12 protein-coding genes, 1 other RNA gene and 1 pseudogene are annotated in these 14224 nt (G+C 37.3%); 9 read left to right on the top strand and 5 right to left on the bottom strand.

Features of this window, described 5'->3' with window-relative positions; genetic code table 11:
- Positions 1–3: 3 nt before the first annotated feature.
- From IM45_RS00170 to diaA, 3 genes are all read right to left on the bottom strand, one after another.
- Complete coding sequence (locus IM45_RS00170; RefSeq protein ID WP_038497740.1) at positions 4–267, bottom strand: BolA family protein; 264 nt, start codon at positions 265–267, stop codon at positions 4–6.
- A gap of 75 nt (positions 268–342) precedes the next feature.
- Positions 343–915 carry a division/outer membrane stress-associated lipid-binding lipoprotein gene (dolP, locus tag IM45_RS00165; protein WP_038497737.1) on the bottom strand — a complete coding sequence of 191 codons (573 nt, stop codon included), beginning with the start codon at positions 913–915 and terminating at the stop codon, positions 343–345.
- Entirely contained in the window at positions 915–1505 is a 591-nt protein-coding gene (gene diaA, locus IM45_RS00160) for a DnaA initiator-associating protein DiaA (protein ID WP_038497734.1), read from the bottom strand. The genes dolP and diaA overlap by 1 nt, the downstream gene beginning before the upstream one ends.
- 254 nt (positions 1506–1759) lie before the next feature.
- On the opposite strand from diaA, the gene rnpB reads away from it, so the two are divergent.
- Positions 1760–2147: RNase P RNA component class A (rnpB, locus tag IM45_RS03645), an RNA gene on the top strand.
- Between the two features lie 67 nt (positions 2148–2214).
- Here rnpB and IM45_RS00155 read toward each other — a convergent pair.
- Positions 2215–3588, bottom strand: coding sequence for an MFS transporter (locus IM45_RS00155; RefSeq protein ID WP_038497732.1), 1374 nt, complete (start codon positions 3586–3588; stop codon positions 2215–2217).
- Between the two features lie 390 nt (positions 3589–3978).
- Between IM45_RS00155 and IM45_RS00150 the strand changes: the two genes are divergently transcribed.
- The 7 genes from IM45_RS00150 (at position 3979) to plsB (ending at position 12493) form a co-directional block, all read left to right on the top strand.
- On the top strand, positions 3979–4677 hold the full coding sequence (locus IM45_RS00150) for a DedA family protein (protein ID WP_038497729.1): 699 nt from the start codon (positions 3979–3981) through the stop codon (positions 4675–4677).
- Between the two features lie 92 nt (positions 4678–4769).
- Complete coding sequence (gene pssA, locus IM45_RS00145; protein ID WP_038497726.1) at positions 4770–6140, top strand: CDP-diacylglycerol--serine O-phosphatidyltransferase; 1371 nt, start codon at positions 4770–4772, stop codon at positions 6138–6140.
- Between the two features lie 249 nt (positions 6141–6389).
- Positions 6390–6911, top strand: a complete 522-nt coding sequence (aroK, locus tag IM45_RS00140) for a shikimate kinase AroK (RefSeq protein WP_038497723.1) — start codon at positions 6390–6392, stop codon at positions 6909–6911.
- Positions 6912–6942: 31 nt separating this feature from the next.
- Positions 6943–8010 (top strand): 3-dehydroquinate synthase, encoded by a 1068-nt coding sequence (gene aroB / locus IM45_RS00135; RefSeq protein ID WP_038497720.1) that lies wholly within the window; start codon positions 6943–6945, stop codon positions 8008–8010.
- Positions 8011–8130: 120 nt separating this feature from the next.
- Entirely contained in the window at positions 8131–8808 is a 678-nt protein-coding gene (gene rpe, locus IM45_RS00130) for a ribulose-phosphate 3-epimerase (protein ID WP_038497717.1), read from the top strand.
- A 108-nt stretch (positions 8809–8916) separates the two neighbouring features.
- A complete protein-coding gene (trpS, locus tag IM45_RS00125; RefSeq protein ID WP_038499427.1) occupies positions 8917–9921 on the top strand; it encodes a tryptophan--tRNA ligase in 1005 nt (334 codons plus the stop codon).
- A 175-nt stretch (positions 9922–10096) separates the two neighbouring features.
- Positions 10097–12493 (top strand): glycerol-3-phosphate 1-O-acyltransferase PlsB, encoded by a 2397-nt coding sequence (gene plsB / locus IM45_RS00120; protein ID WP_038497714.1) that lies wholly within the window; start codon positions 10097–10099, stop codon positions 12491–12493.
- 3 nt (positions 12494–12496) lie between these two features.
- Here plsB and ubiA read toward each other — a convergent pair whose 3' ends face one another.
- The gene (gene ubiA, locus IM45_RS00115) at positions 12497–13345 is read right to left on the bottom strand and encodes a 4-hydroxybenzoate octaprenyltransferase (RefSeq protein WP_038497711.1); all 849 of its coding nucleotides are present in this window, start codon (positions 13343–13345) and stop codon (positions 12497–12499) included.
- A gap of 249 nt (positions 13346–13594) precedes the next feature.
- On the opposite strand from ubiA, the pseudogene IM45_RS03655 reads away from it, so the two are divergent.
- Positions 13595–14197, top strand: a pseudogene (locus IM45_RS03655) (homoserine O-acetyltransferase/O-succinyltransferase family protein); the annotation flags it as partial.
- Positions 14198–14224: the final 27 nt, after the last annotated feature.

Below are 14224 nucleotides of genomic sequence, written 5' to 3'. Positions count from 1 at the left end.
TTGCTATTGCTCTAAAAAGCTGTATAGCTTACGATTGCTTCGCCATTCTTCTGGAGTATAGGTTTTGATCGATAGAGAATGAATACTATTATTTGCTATATGTTTTATTAGTGGCGCATAAATAGTTTGCTGTTTTTTGACCATGCTCATACCAGAAAACTGTTTACTAATAGCAATCACCTGAACGTGATTGCCATCACCGCTTACATATGCTTCGTCTAATGCTAGAGCTGACATTAGCAAATCTTTTATTTCATTTATTTTCATCATATTTTCTTTGTTAAGAGGTGATCTTATTAATATAGACTAATAGTTATCTATCCTTACTATAGGTAAGGTGATTTAGATATAGGTAAAAGCTATAATGACATGCTTAACGCCGCTGACCTGACTCGCGACTTCTGTAGCAACCTTACCTTCTGCATGAGTCACTAGACCAAAGAGAAAAACTTCACCATTTTCTGTTGTAACCTTAACGGTAGAAAATTTTACTGCTTCGTGAGCCAGTAGTTGTAAGTTAATTTTTATTGTGATCCAAATATCCATTGAAGCACGTATTAACGAAACTGGCTTACCTTTACGTATTTCGTTATAAATCACTGTTGTGCCATCTACTTCTGTCGTAATTTCCTTAGCACGCGCAGCGAGCGTAGTAGTCGGTGCTTGTCCTGTTAACAGAACCTTGCCTTCATAAGTAGTATTAATAACTCTAGCCTCTTTTTTCAAATGCTTGTCTTTACCTAGTGCATGAGTAACCCGTACTTTAAGAGTAGAATCATCAACCTGCGTACCTAAGGTGCGTGGATCAATAGCCATTTTTGTAGCAACGGCAGCTGTACTCACCACAACGGTACCTACACATCCAGGCAATATTAGGCAAGTACACAATAGTAGTAAAATATGATTAATTAACATTAATCGTCCTGGTAGGAAAATAACGCGTGATCTATCAAGTCGCATAAACAGTTCACTGTCAACATGTGCATCTCGTGGATACGTGCACTGCGATGTGACGGCATGCGTATTTCAATGTCTTTTTTACTAATTAGCCTTCCTAGCTCACCGCCATCAAAGCCTGTTAAAATAACAATAGTCATATCTCTAGTGACAGCAGCCTCGACTGCTTTCATAATATCATAGCTATTACCATCGGTTGAAATAGCTAGTAGAATATCCCCGGCCTGGCCTAGTGCTCGAACCTGCTTCGCGTAAATTTCCTGGGATAAACCATCATTTGCAATCGCTGTCAACACAATATTATCCGCGTTAAGCGCTATTGCAGGTAGGCTAGGCCGTTCAGTTTCAAAACGGTTAATCATGCTCGCAGCAAAATTTTGTGCGTTAGCGGCTGAGGTTCCGTTGCCACAGCATAATATTTTATTTCCGTTAAGTAATGCTTGTACTAATATAGTTGCCGCGTGGGCAATAACATCGGGTAATACCTCCGCAGATGCAATATGGGTTTGGATACTTTCGGTGAAACAAAGTTTGATTTTTTCTAGCACGTTTCATCACCTAATCAATCAAATGATATTATATAGCGAATGTTTCGAAACAGGCGCCCCATTATAGATCTAGGCCAAATTATTTTTAATTCAGTAGAAACTGATACTAGATACGGTATGGAGCATAACATATCAGCTAATATAAATAAGCTAAGATCATACTTATCTAAATTTAAATTCTTAAGGCTCCTATCATGCCACGTTATTACATATCGTAGATGACAAGTGCAAAAAAACTTTTTATACTGCGTTACGAAGTTGACCAGACAGTCGCTGCTTCGCTTTTTGGAGAAACAAGCGGGGGAGAGGAAAGTCCGGGCTCCATAGGGCAAGGTGCCAGGTAATGCCTGGGGGGTGTAAACCCACGACTAGTGCAACAGAAAGCAAACCGCCGATGGCCCATATTTTATACGAAATATAGAATATAGGATCAGGTAAGGGTGAAAGGGTGTGGTAAAAGCGCACCGCGCGGCTGGTAACAGTTCACGGCACGGTAAACTCCACCTGGAGCAAGGCTAAAAAAAGGTTTAAAAAGTGCGGCCCGTACTCAAACCAGGGTAGGCTGCTTGAGCCAGCGCGTGAGCACTGGCCTAGATGAATGACTGTCTACGACAGAACCCGGCTTAACGGTCAACTTCACTATGATTCTGATAAAAGCATAAGCATATTCTAATTTTATAGAAAGCATTAAATACATTAATGAATCAATTCAATTGCATTGATTACTAGTTTCACGAGCAAACAAGTAAACAATAGAACCTAGCATAAAAATAAAAGCAAATATTAGGAATGGGAGTAAAACTATATCTTCAGAACTTCTACCGATGAGAGTGCTTAATAAAATAGGGCCAATAATTTTAGCAGTAGCACCTACTCCATAACCTAACCCTAGACAAGTAGAACGTATCTGATGAGGAAAAAGTTCACCACCAAAAACATTGAGAATACTAAAGGCACCATCACCAAACATCATTACTATAAAGATACCAATAAAGAAAATCCAATCTGGAGAAATAATATTTATATCCCAAATATGCATTATGGTAGTAATATGTTGATATAGTGCTGCAATAATGCAGCCCATTGCACCTATAAAACCACAAGCAAATAGTGTCCAACGTCGTCCAATATAATCTGAAATCCATGAAGATATTAATCTGCCTACAATACTGCCAAAAGAAAGTATCATAAATAAAGTATTGACCATATTAATTGAAAAATTAAAGCATTGATTAAGAAGTATTTGCCCCCATGATTGAATAACAAAACATCCTAGGATAAAACAGAAAGATCCCACTGCAACAATAATAATTTCTCTAGGGTAAGATTTAATGATATTTTTATAAGATAATTTGTGAATATATTCATATTCCGGTAAATTAATCACGTTACATTCTGGAATATTCATGACCCATGCATAGGCTTTTCTAGCATCCTGAAAGCGTCCTTTGCAAACTAAATATCGTGGTGATTCAGGAATGAACTTTATCCAAGCAAGCAATAACACTGGCAAATAACTAATAGAAAACATTTCTCTCCAGCTCAAAATATCAGCTAGATAACGGGTTGTAAGAGCTCCCCCAAATAATCCTAATGGTACAAAAGCTAAACAAATACCAGTAAATAGACCTCGTTTTTTATCCGGTAAAAATTCTTGAATATAAGGTATAGCAATAACATTAAAACCACCAACTGCTATACCAACACAAATACGTAAAAAAGATAAATATATCCAGTTATTTACTGGTGTTAGAGCAGAAAATCCAGTACATGTTACTAACATCATAAGACATAATATAAATGAATTTTTGCTACCATGCTTATCAGCAAACCAACCTAAAACTATTGCGCCTATAATTATTCCTACTCCAGCGCTTGAGAAAATAAATCCACACTGTGTTGTGCTTAATGACCATGTTGGATCTTTCATTAACAAAATTATAATAAAATTAAATAAAAAAAAATCAAAATATACCAAAATGTTTCCAATAATAAAAATACAAATCAAATACTTATGATATTTAGTAAGAGAGATAGAACTAATTTGTTCTGTTAATAGAAGATTTAGTTTTATGGGTTGCATATATATGTTTATATTCCTTGTATATTTTTTTATCTCAATATAGCTATACTAACTTCAAACTAGTTGATACTATTTACTATAAAGCATAACCAGATCATAAATAAATTTGGTTTATCTCAGTAGTTATCATGATTTTTAATCCTAACTAATAAGATTAATCATCTCATAGACACATAACATTATATTTTTGTGCAGTCGTTTAGTAGTATCGAATTTTGATTCGTTTTTTTCATAAATTTAAATCATTTTGACCGAAAAAAAGCATAGGGTAGGAGATCCAGTGTAGAATAGTAAAGTATAGTTTATGCAAGTTGGTTTATCAGTGTTCTGTAATATAATCTCTGCAGTTTCGTTCGCGGCACAATATGCGATTATTTTTGAGAATGCAAAATGCACATCATACAGGAATTGTTGCATGCATTATGGCAACAGGATTTTAAAACACTTTCCGACCCAAACTTGGTCTGGACCACTTATTTACTAGTATTTGTCATTCTGTTTTTGGAAAACGGAATTCTACCGGCTGCTTTTCTACCCGGTGATAGTCTATTGATCTTAATAGGCGTATTAATTGCTAAAGGAACGTTAACTTTTCCCATAACCCTACTACTACTAACGATGGCAGTAAGCTTGGGTAGCTGGGTAAGCTACCTACAGGGCACATGGTTAGAAAATAATCGTGTCGTGAAAAACTGGCTAGCCCATCTACCCGAACAATACCATTTACGGGCCCACCAGATGTTTCATCGTCATGGGTTGTCGGCATTGTTAGTAGGTCGCTTCATTGCTTTTGTGCGAACTTTGCTACCAACCATAGCTGGACTATCTGGCCTTAGTAGCTCACGCTTTCAAGTTTTTAACTGGATCAGCGCTTTTATCTGGGTTTTGCTATTAACATTACTAGGTTTTGTGCTTGGTCAAACGAAGTTTTTTCAACACTATGAAGAAGAACTAATGCTATGCTTGATGTTATTACCATTGACGTTACTCACCATCGGACTGGTCAGTTCGTTGGCAATTATATGGCGGGGAAAAGAGCTGAATCTTCGAATAAAAGATAATGCACATGAAGGAAGCCCGCCTAGTTAATCTTTAATCAGATTGAAAAGCTTTGAGTGATTTTAGCGATCTACAGTAATATCTCGACATAAAAAGTAATACTATTAAAAACACGTACTGTAATGTTCTCAAACTTTAAAAGTAGTAAACATCAACAATACCTTGCACAACTATACCTTGCACAACTGCCGAAAATTATTCAGAGAGCTGCCGATATACAAACGCTTTATAGCCCTACAGCGTTTCGTAACGCGTTACTCAACGCTATCTCAGGAGCTAAACATCGGATATACCTCGTAGCGCTTTATTTGGAGCAAGACCAAGGAGGTCAAGTTATTCTTGATGCTCTATATCAAGCTAGGCAGATCAATCCTCATCTAGAAGTAGCTGTATTAGTCGATTGGCACCGGGCACAACGTAGCCGGATTGGCAGCAACACTAACTATACTAATGCGGACTGGTATTGTCATATGGCTAAATTATATCAAGGTGTTGAAGTACCAGTGTATGGAGTACCGGTTAATACGCGTGAGGCGCTCGGAGTACTGCATTTGAAAGGTTTTATCATCGATGATAATGTTATTTATAGCGGTGCTAGCCTAAATAATGTTTACTTACATCAGAAAGATAAGTATCGGTATGATCGTTACCAAATTATACGTAATCCACTATTGGCTGAGTCTTTACTTAGTTATATCCAAAATCAGTTTTTTACTGCGCAAGCAGTAAACCGACTAGATGATTCAATACACCCTAAAAGGTTTCAAATTAAACATTATACGAAATTATTTCGTCAGTCTCTACGTGAGGCCGGTTATCGCTATGAAGGCAAAGCTGCGCTAAATGAACTAGCTATTACACCGTTGGTCGGATTAGGTAAAAATAACATATTAAATAACACTATTCACAACCTTATTTGTGCAGCAAACACTAGTATTAGACTATGTACACCTTACTTTAATATGCCAGCGCGGCTCGTACGAGATTTAGTTAGTCAACTGCGCCAGGGTAAGCAGGTTGAAGTGATAATTGGCGACAAAACTGCCAATGATTTTTATCTTCCGGCTGATCAACCTTTTCAAATAATAGGTGTGCTACCCTATTTATATGAAATTAACTTACGTAACTTTCTTAACCGGCTACAATGCTATATAGATAATGGTCAATTAATGGTCAGACTATGGAAAAAGGGTGAAAATAGCTATCATGTAAAGGGTATGTGGGTAGATGATGAGTGGCTGTTATTAACAGGTAATAATTTTAATCCACGTTCTTGGCGATTAGATTTAGAAAATGCACTGTTAATTCACGATCCGCAGCATCAATTGTATGACCAACGTGAACAGGAATTAGCGTTTATCCGAACTGACACTCAAGTAGTGTTTCATTTTACAGAATTACAAAGTATCGCCGACTATCCAGTTAAGGTGCGTAAACTTATTCGTCGTTTACGCCCTATCCTAATTGACCGCCTGATTAGCCAAATACTATGATTAAAAATGAGTATACCAGTAACGGAAGCATGCTAAAGTAATCACCAAAGAGTCACCAACATCGAAATACTAACAGTATAATAGACTTTATAACACTAAATAGAGCAATTTAAAGAGCAATTTAATCTGTTGCCAAACTATTCATAGTGTTGAGATAATTTGAGTATTATTATCATACTTATTTCAATTTAGGTATCGCCGCTAATATGATTGGCGGGATTGTAATTCACCATAATAGTAAGAAAAAACATGGTAGAGAAACGCAATATATTTCTGGTTGGGCCTATGGGTGCTGGTAAAAGTACTATTGGTCGTCAGTTGGCTCAACAGCTTAATATGGAGTTTTTCGATTCTGATCAAGAAATTGAGCGACGTACTGGTGCTGATGTCGGCTGGGTTTTTGACGTAGAAGGTGAAGATGGCTTCCGTTATCGAGAAGAAAAAGTTATCAACGAACTCACCGAAAAACAGGGGATCGTGCTTGCTACCGGAGGAGGATCGATCAAATCACGTGATACACGTAACCGCCTTTCTGCCCGTGGTGTGGTGATTTATCTAGAGACTACTATTGAAAAACAACTATTCCGTACGCAGCGTGATAAGAAGCGTCCACTGTTGCAAGTAAAAATACCTCCACGTGAAGTACTAGAAGCACTAGCTCGTGAACGTAATCCTTTATACGAAGAGATTGCAGATGTAACTATTCGCACCAATGAACAAAGTGCCAAGGTTGTTGCTTACCAAATCATTAGTATTCTAGAACGTAACTAATGATTAATTCACTAAAAATCATTATATTCCTATGGATAAAATTAGCGTTACATTAGGAGAGCGTAGTTATCCTATTATTATTGCTAACGGATTATTACATGATCCTACATCGTTCTGGCCACTATCGCGCGGCGATAAGGCTATGGTAGTCACTAGTGACTGCCTTGCTTCGCTATATCTAGGTATTTTATATGAACTATTAACTGAACTAGGTGTGATTGTAGATCAGTGTATTCTACCAGACGGTGAGCAGTATAAATCGTTAGCTATGCTAGATAAAATCTTCACTACATTGTTGCAAAAAAATCATAATCGTGACACCACTATTATCGCTTTAGGCGGTGGTGTAATAGGTGATATCGCCGGTTTCGCAGCAGCTAGCTATCAACGTGGCGTGCGCTTAATCCAAGTACCTACCACTCTTCTTTCTCAGGTAGACTCATCAATCGGTGGTAAAACGGCAATCAATCATCCGCTTGGTAAGAATATGATCGGTGCAATCTATCAGCCAAATTCTGTGGTAATCGATATTAATTGCTTAACTACACTGCCGCGACGAGAGTTTTCTTCTGGACTAGCAGAAGTTATTAAGTATGGTATTGTTTTTGATGCGAATCTCTTCGCTTGGCTAGAATTAAATATTGATGCGTTACGAGCGCTAGAGCAACATACTCTGGCTTGGTGTATACGCCGATGCTGCGAGTTGAAAGCAGAGATCATAGCTTCTGATGAGTGCGAAAAAGGGCAACGAGTGTTGCTGAATTTTGGCCATACTTATGGTCACGCTATTGAAACTAATATGGGTTATGGCAATTGGCTGCATGGTGAAGCAGTAGCTGCCGGCATGATGATAGCAGTACAAACCTCTTGTAGTCTCGGCTATTTGACTAACACTGATGCTGAACGAGTTAGAATGTTGTTATTACGTGCTGGTTTACCGATCCAAGGTCCGACTGAGATGTCGCTAGAGGATTATCTCCCATACATCATACGCGATAAGAAAGTGATAGCTGGACAATTACGCTTAATACTGCCGTTGACACTTGGTAGTGCAGAAGTACGTACCTACGTAGCAAATGAATTACCTAATTTCACTTAAGTTACTAGAGATTAACAGAAGATTTAATAAATTTAAACTAGACTAGGTACTAGTATAAATTATAAATAGCAAGCATTACTTTACCTTAAACTAATAAGTATAACATAAAGTAACATGTGGATGAAAAATTTTTTGATAGCACCATCAATTTTTTCAGCGGATTTTGCACGTTTAGGAGAGGAGACTACACGAGTAATCTCCGCCGGTGCGGACGTGATACATTTTGACGTTATGGACAATCACTATGTACCTAACCTTACTATGGGACCGATGGTGCTGAAAGCATTACGTCAATATGGTATTACAGTACCAATTGATGTGCATTTAATGGTAAAACCAGTTGATGGCTTAATTACTGATTTTGCTGCTGCCGGCGCTAACTATATAACTTTCCATCCAGAAGCATCTGAACATATCGATCGCTCTTTACAGCTAATTAAAGAGCAAGGTTGTAAAGCTGGACTTGTATTCAATCCTGCCACATCACTTCATTATTTAGAATATGTACTGGATAAAATTGACATAATCTTGTTAATGGCAGTAAATCCAGGTTTCGGTGGTCAATCTTTTCTTCCCTCTACACTAGCAAAAATACGACAAGCACGTAAAATTATTGATCAAATTCATCGAAATATTCGCCTAGAGGTAGATGGTGGCGTTAAGGTAGAAAACATAGGTACCATTGCTACTGCAGGTGCAGATATTTTTGTAGTTGGTTCAGCTATTTTTAGCCAGCATGATTACCAGGCAGTAATTCACGCGATGCGTCAGGAGATAGCGTTGGTCGTGAGGAGTTAATTGATATCTTTGATGATTTTATAAGCTGATATGTCAGGAAGTATTAAATGATACGATATGAATTGAGGCTAAGAAGCCATTCGCATACCTATGATAATTAAGCGTAAAATAATTAAGCCAATTGTCTTTAGCGGTGCGCAGCCGTCAGGAGAGTTGACTATTGGTAACTATATTGGTGCCTTACGTCAGTGGGTGAGTATACAAGATGATTACGAATGCTTTTATTGTATCGTAGATTTACACGCGATTACGGTCCGACAGGATGCACAACAACTACGTAAAATATCGCTTGATTTTCTTGCACTATATCTAGCTTGTGGTATTGATCCGAATAAAAGTACGGTATTTCTTCAATCCCATGTACCAGAACATAGCCAGTTAAGCTGGCTATTGAACTGCTATACTTATTTTGGAGAACTTAGCCGTATGACGCAGTTTAAAGAGAAATCTACTCGTTATGCGGATAATATCAACACCGGGCTATTTACCTATCCCGTACTTATGGCCTCTGATATTCTTTTATATCAAGCTAATAAAGTACCGGTAGGTGAAGATCAAAAACAGCATATTGAACTGATTCGCAATCTTGCTAAGCGTTTTAACACTTTATATAGCGAAATTTTTACCGTGCCAGAGCCATTAATTTCTAATTTAGGTGCTCGTATCATGTCATTGCTAGAGCCTACTAAAAAAATGTCTAAATCATATGAGAACAGCAATCACGTAATAACCTTGTTGGAAGATCCTAAATTAATAGTTCAAAAGATTCATAATGCAGTGACTGACTCTTACAATCCACCTAGAGTCTACTTTGATCCAATAAAAAAACCCGGCGTTTCCAACTTACTCAATATTCTATCCTGCGTTAGTAGTACTCCTTTAGCGGAATTAGAACAGATTTTTGAAGGTAAAATGTACGGACATTTAAAAACTGCAGTAGCTAGTGCAGTATTAGATATGCTGGAGTCATTACAGAAACGTTATTATATGCTACGAGCAGACGAAACCTACCTGAGTCAGGTACTACGCGAAGGAGCGGAAAAAGCTCGTAATAATGCTAGCATAACTCTAGCGAAAGCCTATCATGCCGTAGGTTTTTTGATTAACTATTAAGTCTATATAAGTACTACTAGTCAGTAACCTAATAAACTTATAATTTTATTATCTAGTTTATTAATTCGTTATGAAAGAGTAGATAAGACGCCAAAGTAACTACTTTAACACATGACTAAAGGTAATTATCATTTTGTTTTATTTTTTTTACCTTAGCAAGAGGCTTAATATAAAGATGTCTAATTGGCGTATAATTTACGACACTTTGTTATATTTATTACTTAAGTTCTTAGTAAGAAGTCACGTTCTTCCGGCAGATTCACTCGTAGAAGCCGGCTTAGATCCACAGCAGCCTATGATATATGTGTTACCTTATAATTCAAAAGTAGATCTACTTACTCTACGCATGCAATGTTTCAAAAAAATGTTGCCAGACCCGCTAGAACCATTGTATATAGCGGGTGTAAAACTTCCGCGTTATGTTTTTATTCATCATAGCCCACGTGTGTGTTCATTATTTTATGAATATCTGAAATTATACCGCAAAAATCCTTGGTTAAATGTGCAAATCGTTCTAGTTTTAGTAATGTTTGGACGTTCACCCGGTCGTGAAGGACATAAAAATCTACGGTTCAATGGTTTTAAGAAATTCATGACGGTGCTGTGGTTAGGTCGTGATAGTTTTATTCATTTTTCTAGGCCTTTATCAATACCAATACGCTATACAGCTACCGCAACAAATGGTATGGATAAAATCCTAGTCCAAAAACTAGCGCGGGCCGCGCGTATTTACTTCGCTCGTCAGCGGCTAGTCGCTATGGGTCCGCGCCTACCGGTTCGTAATCATTTGTTTAATCAGTTACTCGCTTCTCAAGCAATTCAAAAGGCAGTGAAAGATGAAGCGCGTAGTAAAAACATATCAGTAAAGCAGGCACAGCAAAAAGCGAGCGCATTGATCAAAGAAATAGTAGCAGACTTTTCTTATGAAGCAATACGTTTATCGGACCGAGTGTTAGGTTGGACCTGGAATCTTCTTTATCAGGGTTTACATGTGCATCACGTAGATCGAGTTCGTCAATTAGCAGAAAAAGGACATGAAATTGTTTATGTACCCTGTCACCGTAGTCATATGGACTATCTGCTACTATCCTACGTTTTGTATCATCAAGGTTTAGTTCCACCACACATCGCAGCTGGCATCAATCTAAATTTCTGGCCGGTCGGTCCTATCTTCCGTAGGCTAGGAGCATTTTTTATCCGCCGTACTTTTAAGGGTAATAAGCTTTACTCTGCTATATTCCGCGAATATCTCGGTGAGCTGTTCATCCGCGGTTATTCTGTTGAATATTTTTTAGAAGGTGGTCGTTCACGTACTGGCAGACTACTGGAACCCAAAAAGGGTACTCTGACGATGACTCTCCAAGCCATGCTACGCGCCGGTAAACGGCCTATCACTCTAGTGCCTATCTATGTTGGCTATGAGCATGTAACGGAAGTAGCTACATACGCTAAGGAGTTATACGGGGCGGTCAAAGAAAAAGAGGGACTCATACAGATGGTATGTGGATTCCGTAAATTACGCAATCTTGGTCTCGGATATGTAAATTTTGGTGAACCTTTGTCATTAGTCACTTGGCTCAATCATAAAGTTCCGCAGTGGCGCGAAAATATCAATCCCATAGAATCAACTCATAGACCAGATTGGTTAGCGCCAACGGTGGACAATATCGCGATAACTATCATGATACGAATTAATAACGCAGCAGCGGTTAATGCTATGAATCTATGTTCCAGCGTGCTGCTAGCTTCACGTCAGTGCTCATACTCACTAACGCGGACACAATTACTATCGCAGCTGACGTGCTATCTTGAGTTATTACGTAATGTTCCCTATGCACCTGAAGTGACGGTACCAAATATTACGTCTAAAGCTCTATTAGAGCATACACTTGCACTCAATAATTTTACTATTATAAGCGATATGATTGTGTTCTCAAGTGATCAAGCTGCACTGATGACTTATTATCGTAATAATATTCAGCATCTATTGATTTTACCGTCTTTAGTTGCAACTATTGTCAATAGCCAACCTGGTATCAGTCGTAAGAAACTATATTATTATATCTTATGCTTATATCCAATGTTGAAGGCAGAACTATTTATGCGATTTAGCAACCAGGAGTTACTACTTTTTATCGACCTTCTAATTGCGGAGTTGTATAGGCAGAGACTATTCGACGTACAAAAAAAACAGCTACATCCTGCTCCAGAGTGCACGCATACACTACAATTGCTAGCAGCAATTGGGCTAGATACACTACAGCGTTATGCCATAACTTTCTCGCTATTATGCGCTCATCCGCAAATCAATCGAGGTACACTAGAAAAAAAAAGTTGGATAATTGCCCAGCAGTTATCGATAGCACATAGTATTAATGCACCAGAGTTTTTTGACAAAACTATATTTTCTACCCTTATAACTACGTTACGTCATGAGGGTTATATTAGTTATAGTGGAGATGTCAGTTTAAGCTATGGTAAAGTTGAAGAGACAGCGGGCTTATTAAATACACTCATTACTCCTGATATACGGATCACTATTGCTAGCGCGCTAAATCCATCTAGTGAGTAATAGTTAGCTTAGTAAAATACCGATAAATATTAGCATACCTACATAGTTATTATTCAAAAAAGCCTGAAAATATGCCTGCCTATTACGACAATTCATTAACTTTTGTTGCCAAGCAAATAGCACTGATACCCCAACTAATGCTATATAAAAAAGATATCCTAACGCCATTTGCCAACCTATTATACCTAATAAAAATAGTGTAATAGTTTGTGAGAGCCCAATCATCAGCCTATCGAAACGACCAAAAAAAATAGCAGTAGATTTCACACCGATGCGTAAATCATCATCTCTATCTACCATAGCGTATTGAGTATCATAGGCAATGGTCCAGGTAATATTTGCAAGAAACAACAGCCAACAACATACCGGTAAGCAATGACGTACTGATATGAACGCCATTGGAATAGACCAACTAAATGCTATACCTAACACTAATTGTGGTAGGTAGGTATAACGTTTCATGAATGGGTAAATAAATGCTAATGCTAGTGCTACTACAGATAAGGCAATAGTCATTGTATTCAATGTGAGTACCAGGGCCAAGGAAACACTAATTAATGCTACGAATAATAGTTTGGCTTCTCTTTCTCTAACAGTTCCGCTGGGTAGCGGTCTACAGCGGGTACGTTTTACATAACCGTCTATCTGACGATCGGCAAAATCATTAATCACACAGCCAGCAGACCGCATAAAAAATACCCCTAAGATAAAAACCGTGAGAGTACTAAGATGAGGGAAACCATTACTAGCTAACCACAGTGCCCATAGCGTTGGCCACAATAATAATAATAAGCCGATAGGTTTATCTATGCGCATTAACTGGCACCATTGTTTTATAGGTTGATCTAACATAACATTAGTCTCATAGGTCAGAAAAAAGATTACTTTAGTAGCCCAGTAATCAATTATGAATTGTAGTACAAATATTTTTATAAACAGATCAACAATAATTAAGATATCAATTGATTTTTATATTGAGTTATCATTAATCGTTATTAACCTTAACAAACTGATGGAAACTATAAATTTTATATTTAATCGCTAATATCACTATATGTAAATCTATTGATAAATTTATATCTATTTATAGATAAAAAATTTATGCCAATTATGGTGTCTCAAAATTTACCAGCAGTTAATTTATTACGGAATGAAAATATTTTTGTCATGACTTTCTCGTATGCCAATACTTAGACAATAAAAATAAAATCGATTAAAGTTTTCTATGCAAAATAAAATAGAAACAGAAAATTATTTCTTACGTTTATTATCTAACTATCCGCAGCAACTTAATATTAAGTTGCTGCGGATTGATAACCGTTAATCACAAAACACTACTGCCGAACATATGAATAATTTTTATTATCATTTTAAATATAAAGATTCTTTATAATATTCCCAAAATGACCAGACAACCAAAACTATCGTGAGTCTATTAGTATTACACACAGAGACCATATTCGTTGTTAACGAGGGGATTTGATCCAACTTTTTTGGGGCCACACTCACGCTACGTAGATTTTCCTACTGATGTTATTAGACAAAGAACAGATCTAGAGATACTCATTGAATCTGACGAGGTAGGTGCTTATTTACTAGTCCGGATACAAGACTAGTATTTGTCACTGGACATCAACTCTCGCTAATGAGTATTACCGTGATTGTAAAAAAGGCTTAAATACCGCTCTGCCAGTCAACTATTATCTAGTTAGATATAATAGTACTATATAT

Origin of the sequence: Candidatus Palibaumannia cicadellinicola, assembly GCF_000754265.1 — a bacterium.
GTDB lineage: Bacteria > Pseudomonadota > Gammaproteobacteria > Enterobacterales > Enterobacteriaceae > Baumannia > Baumannia cicadellinicola_B.
The sequence above is the reverse complement of the archived record's forward strand: the minus strand, read 5'-3'. Positions and strand labels throughout refer to the sequence as shown.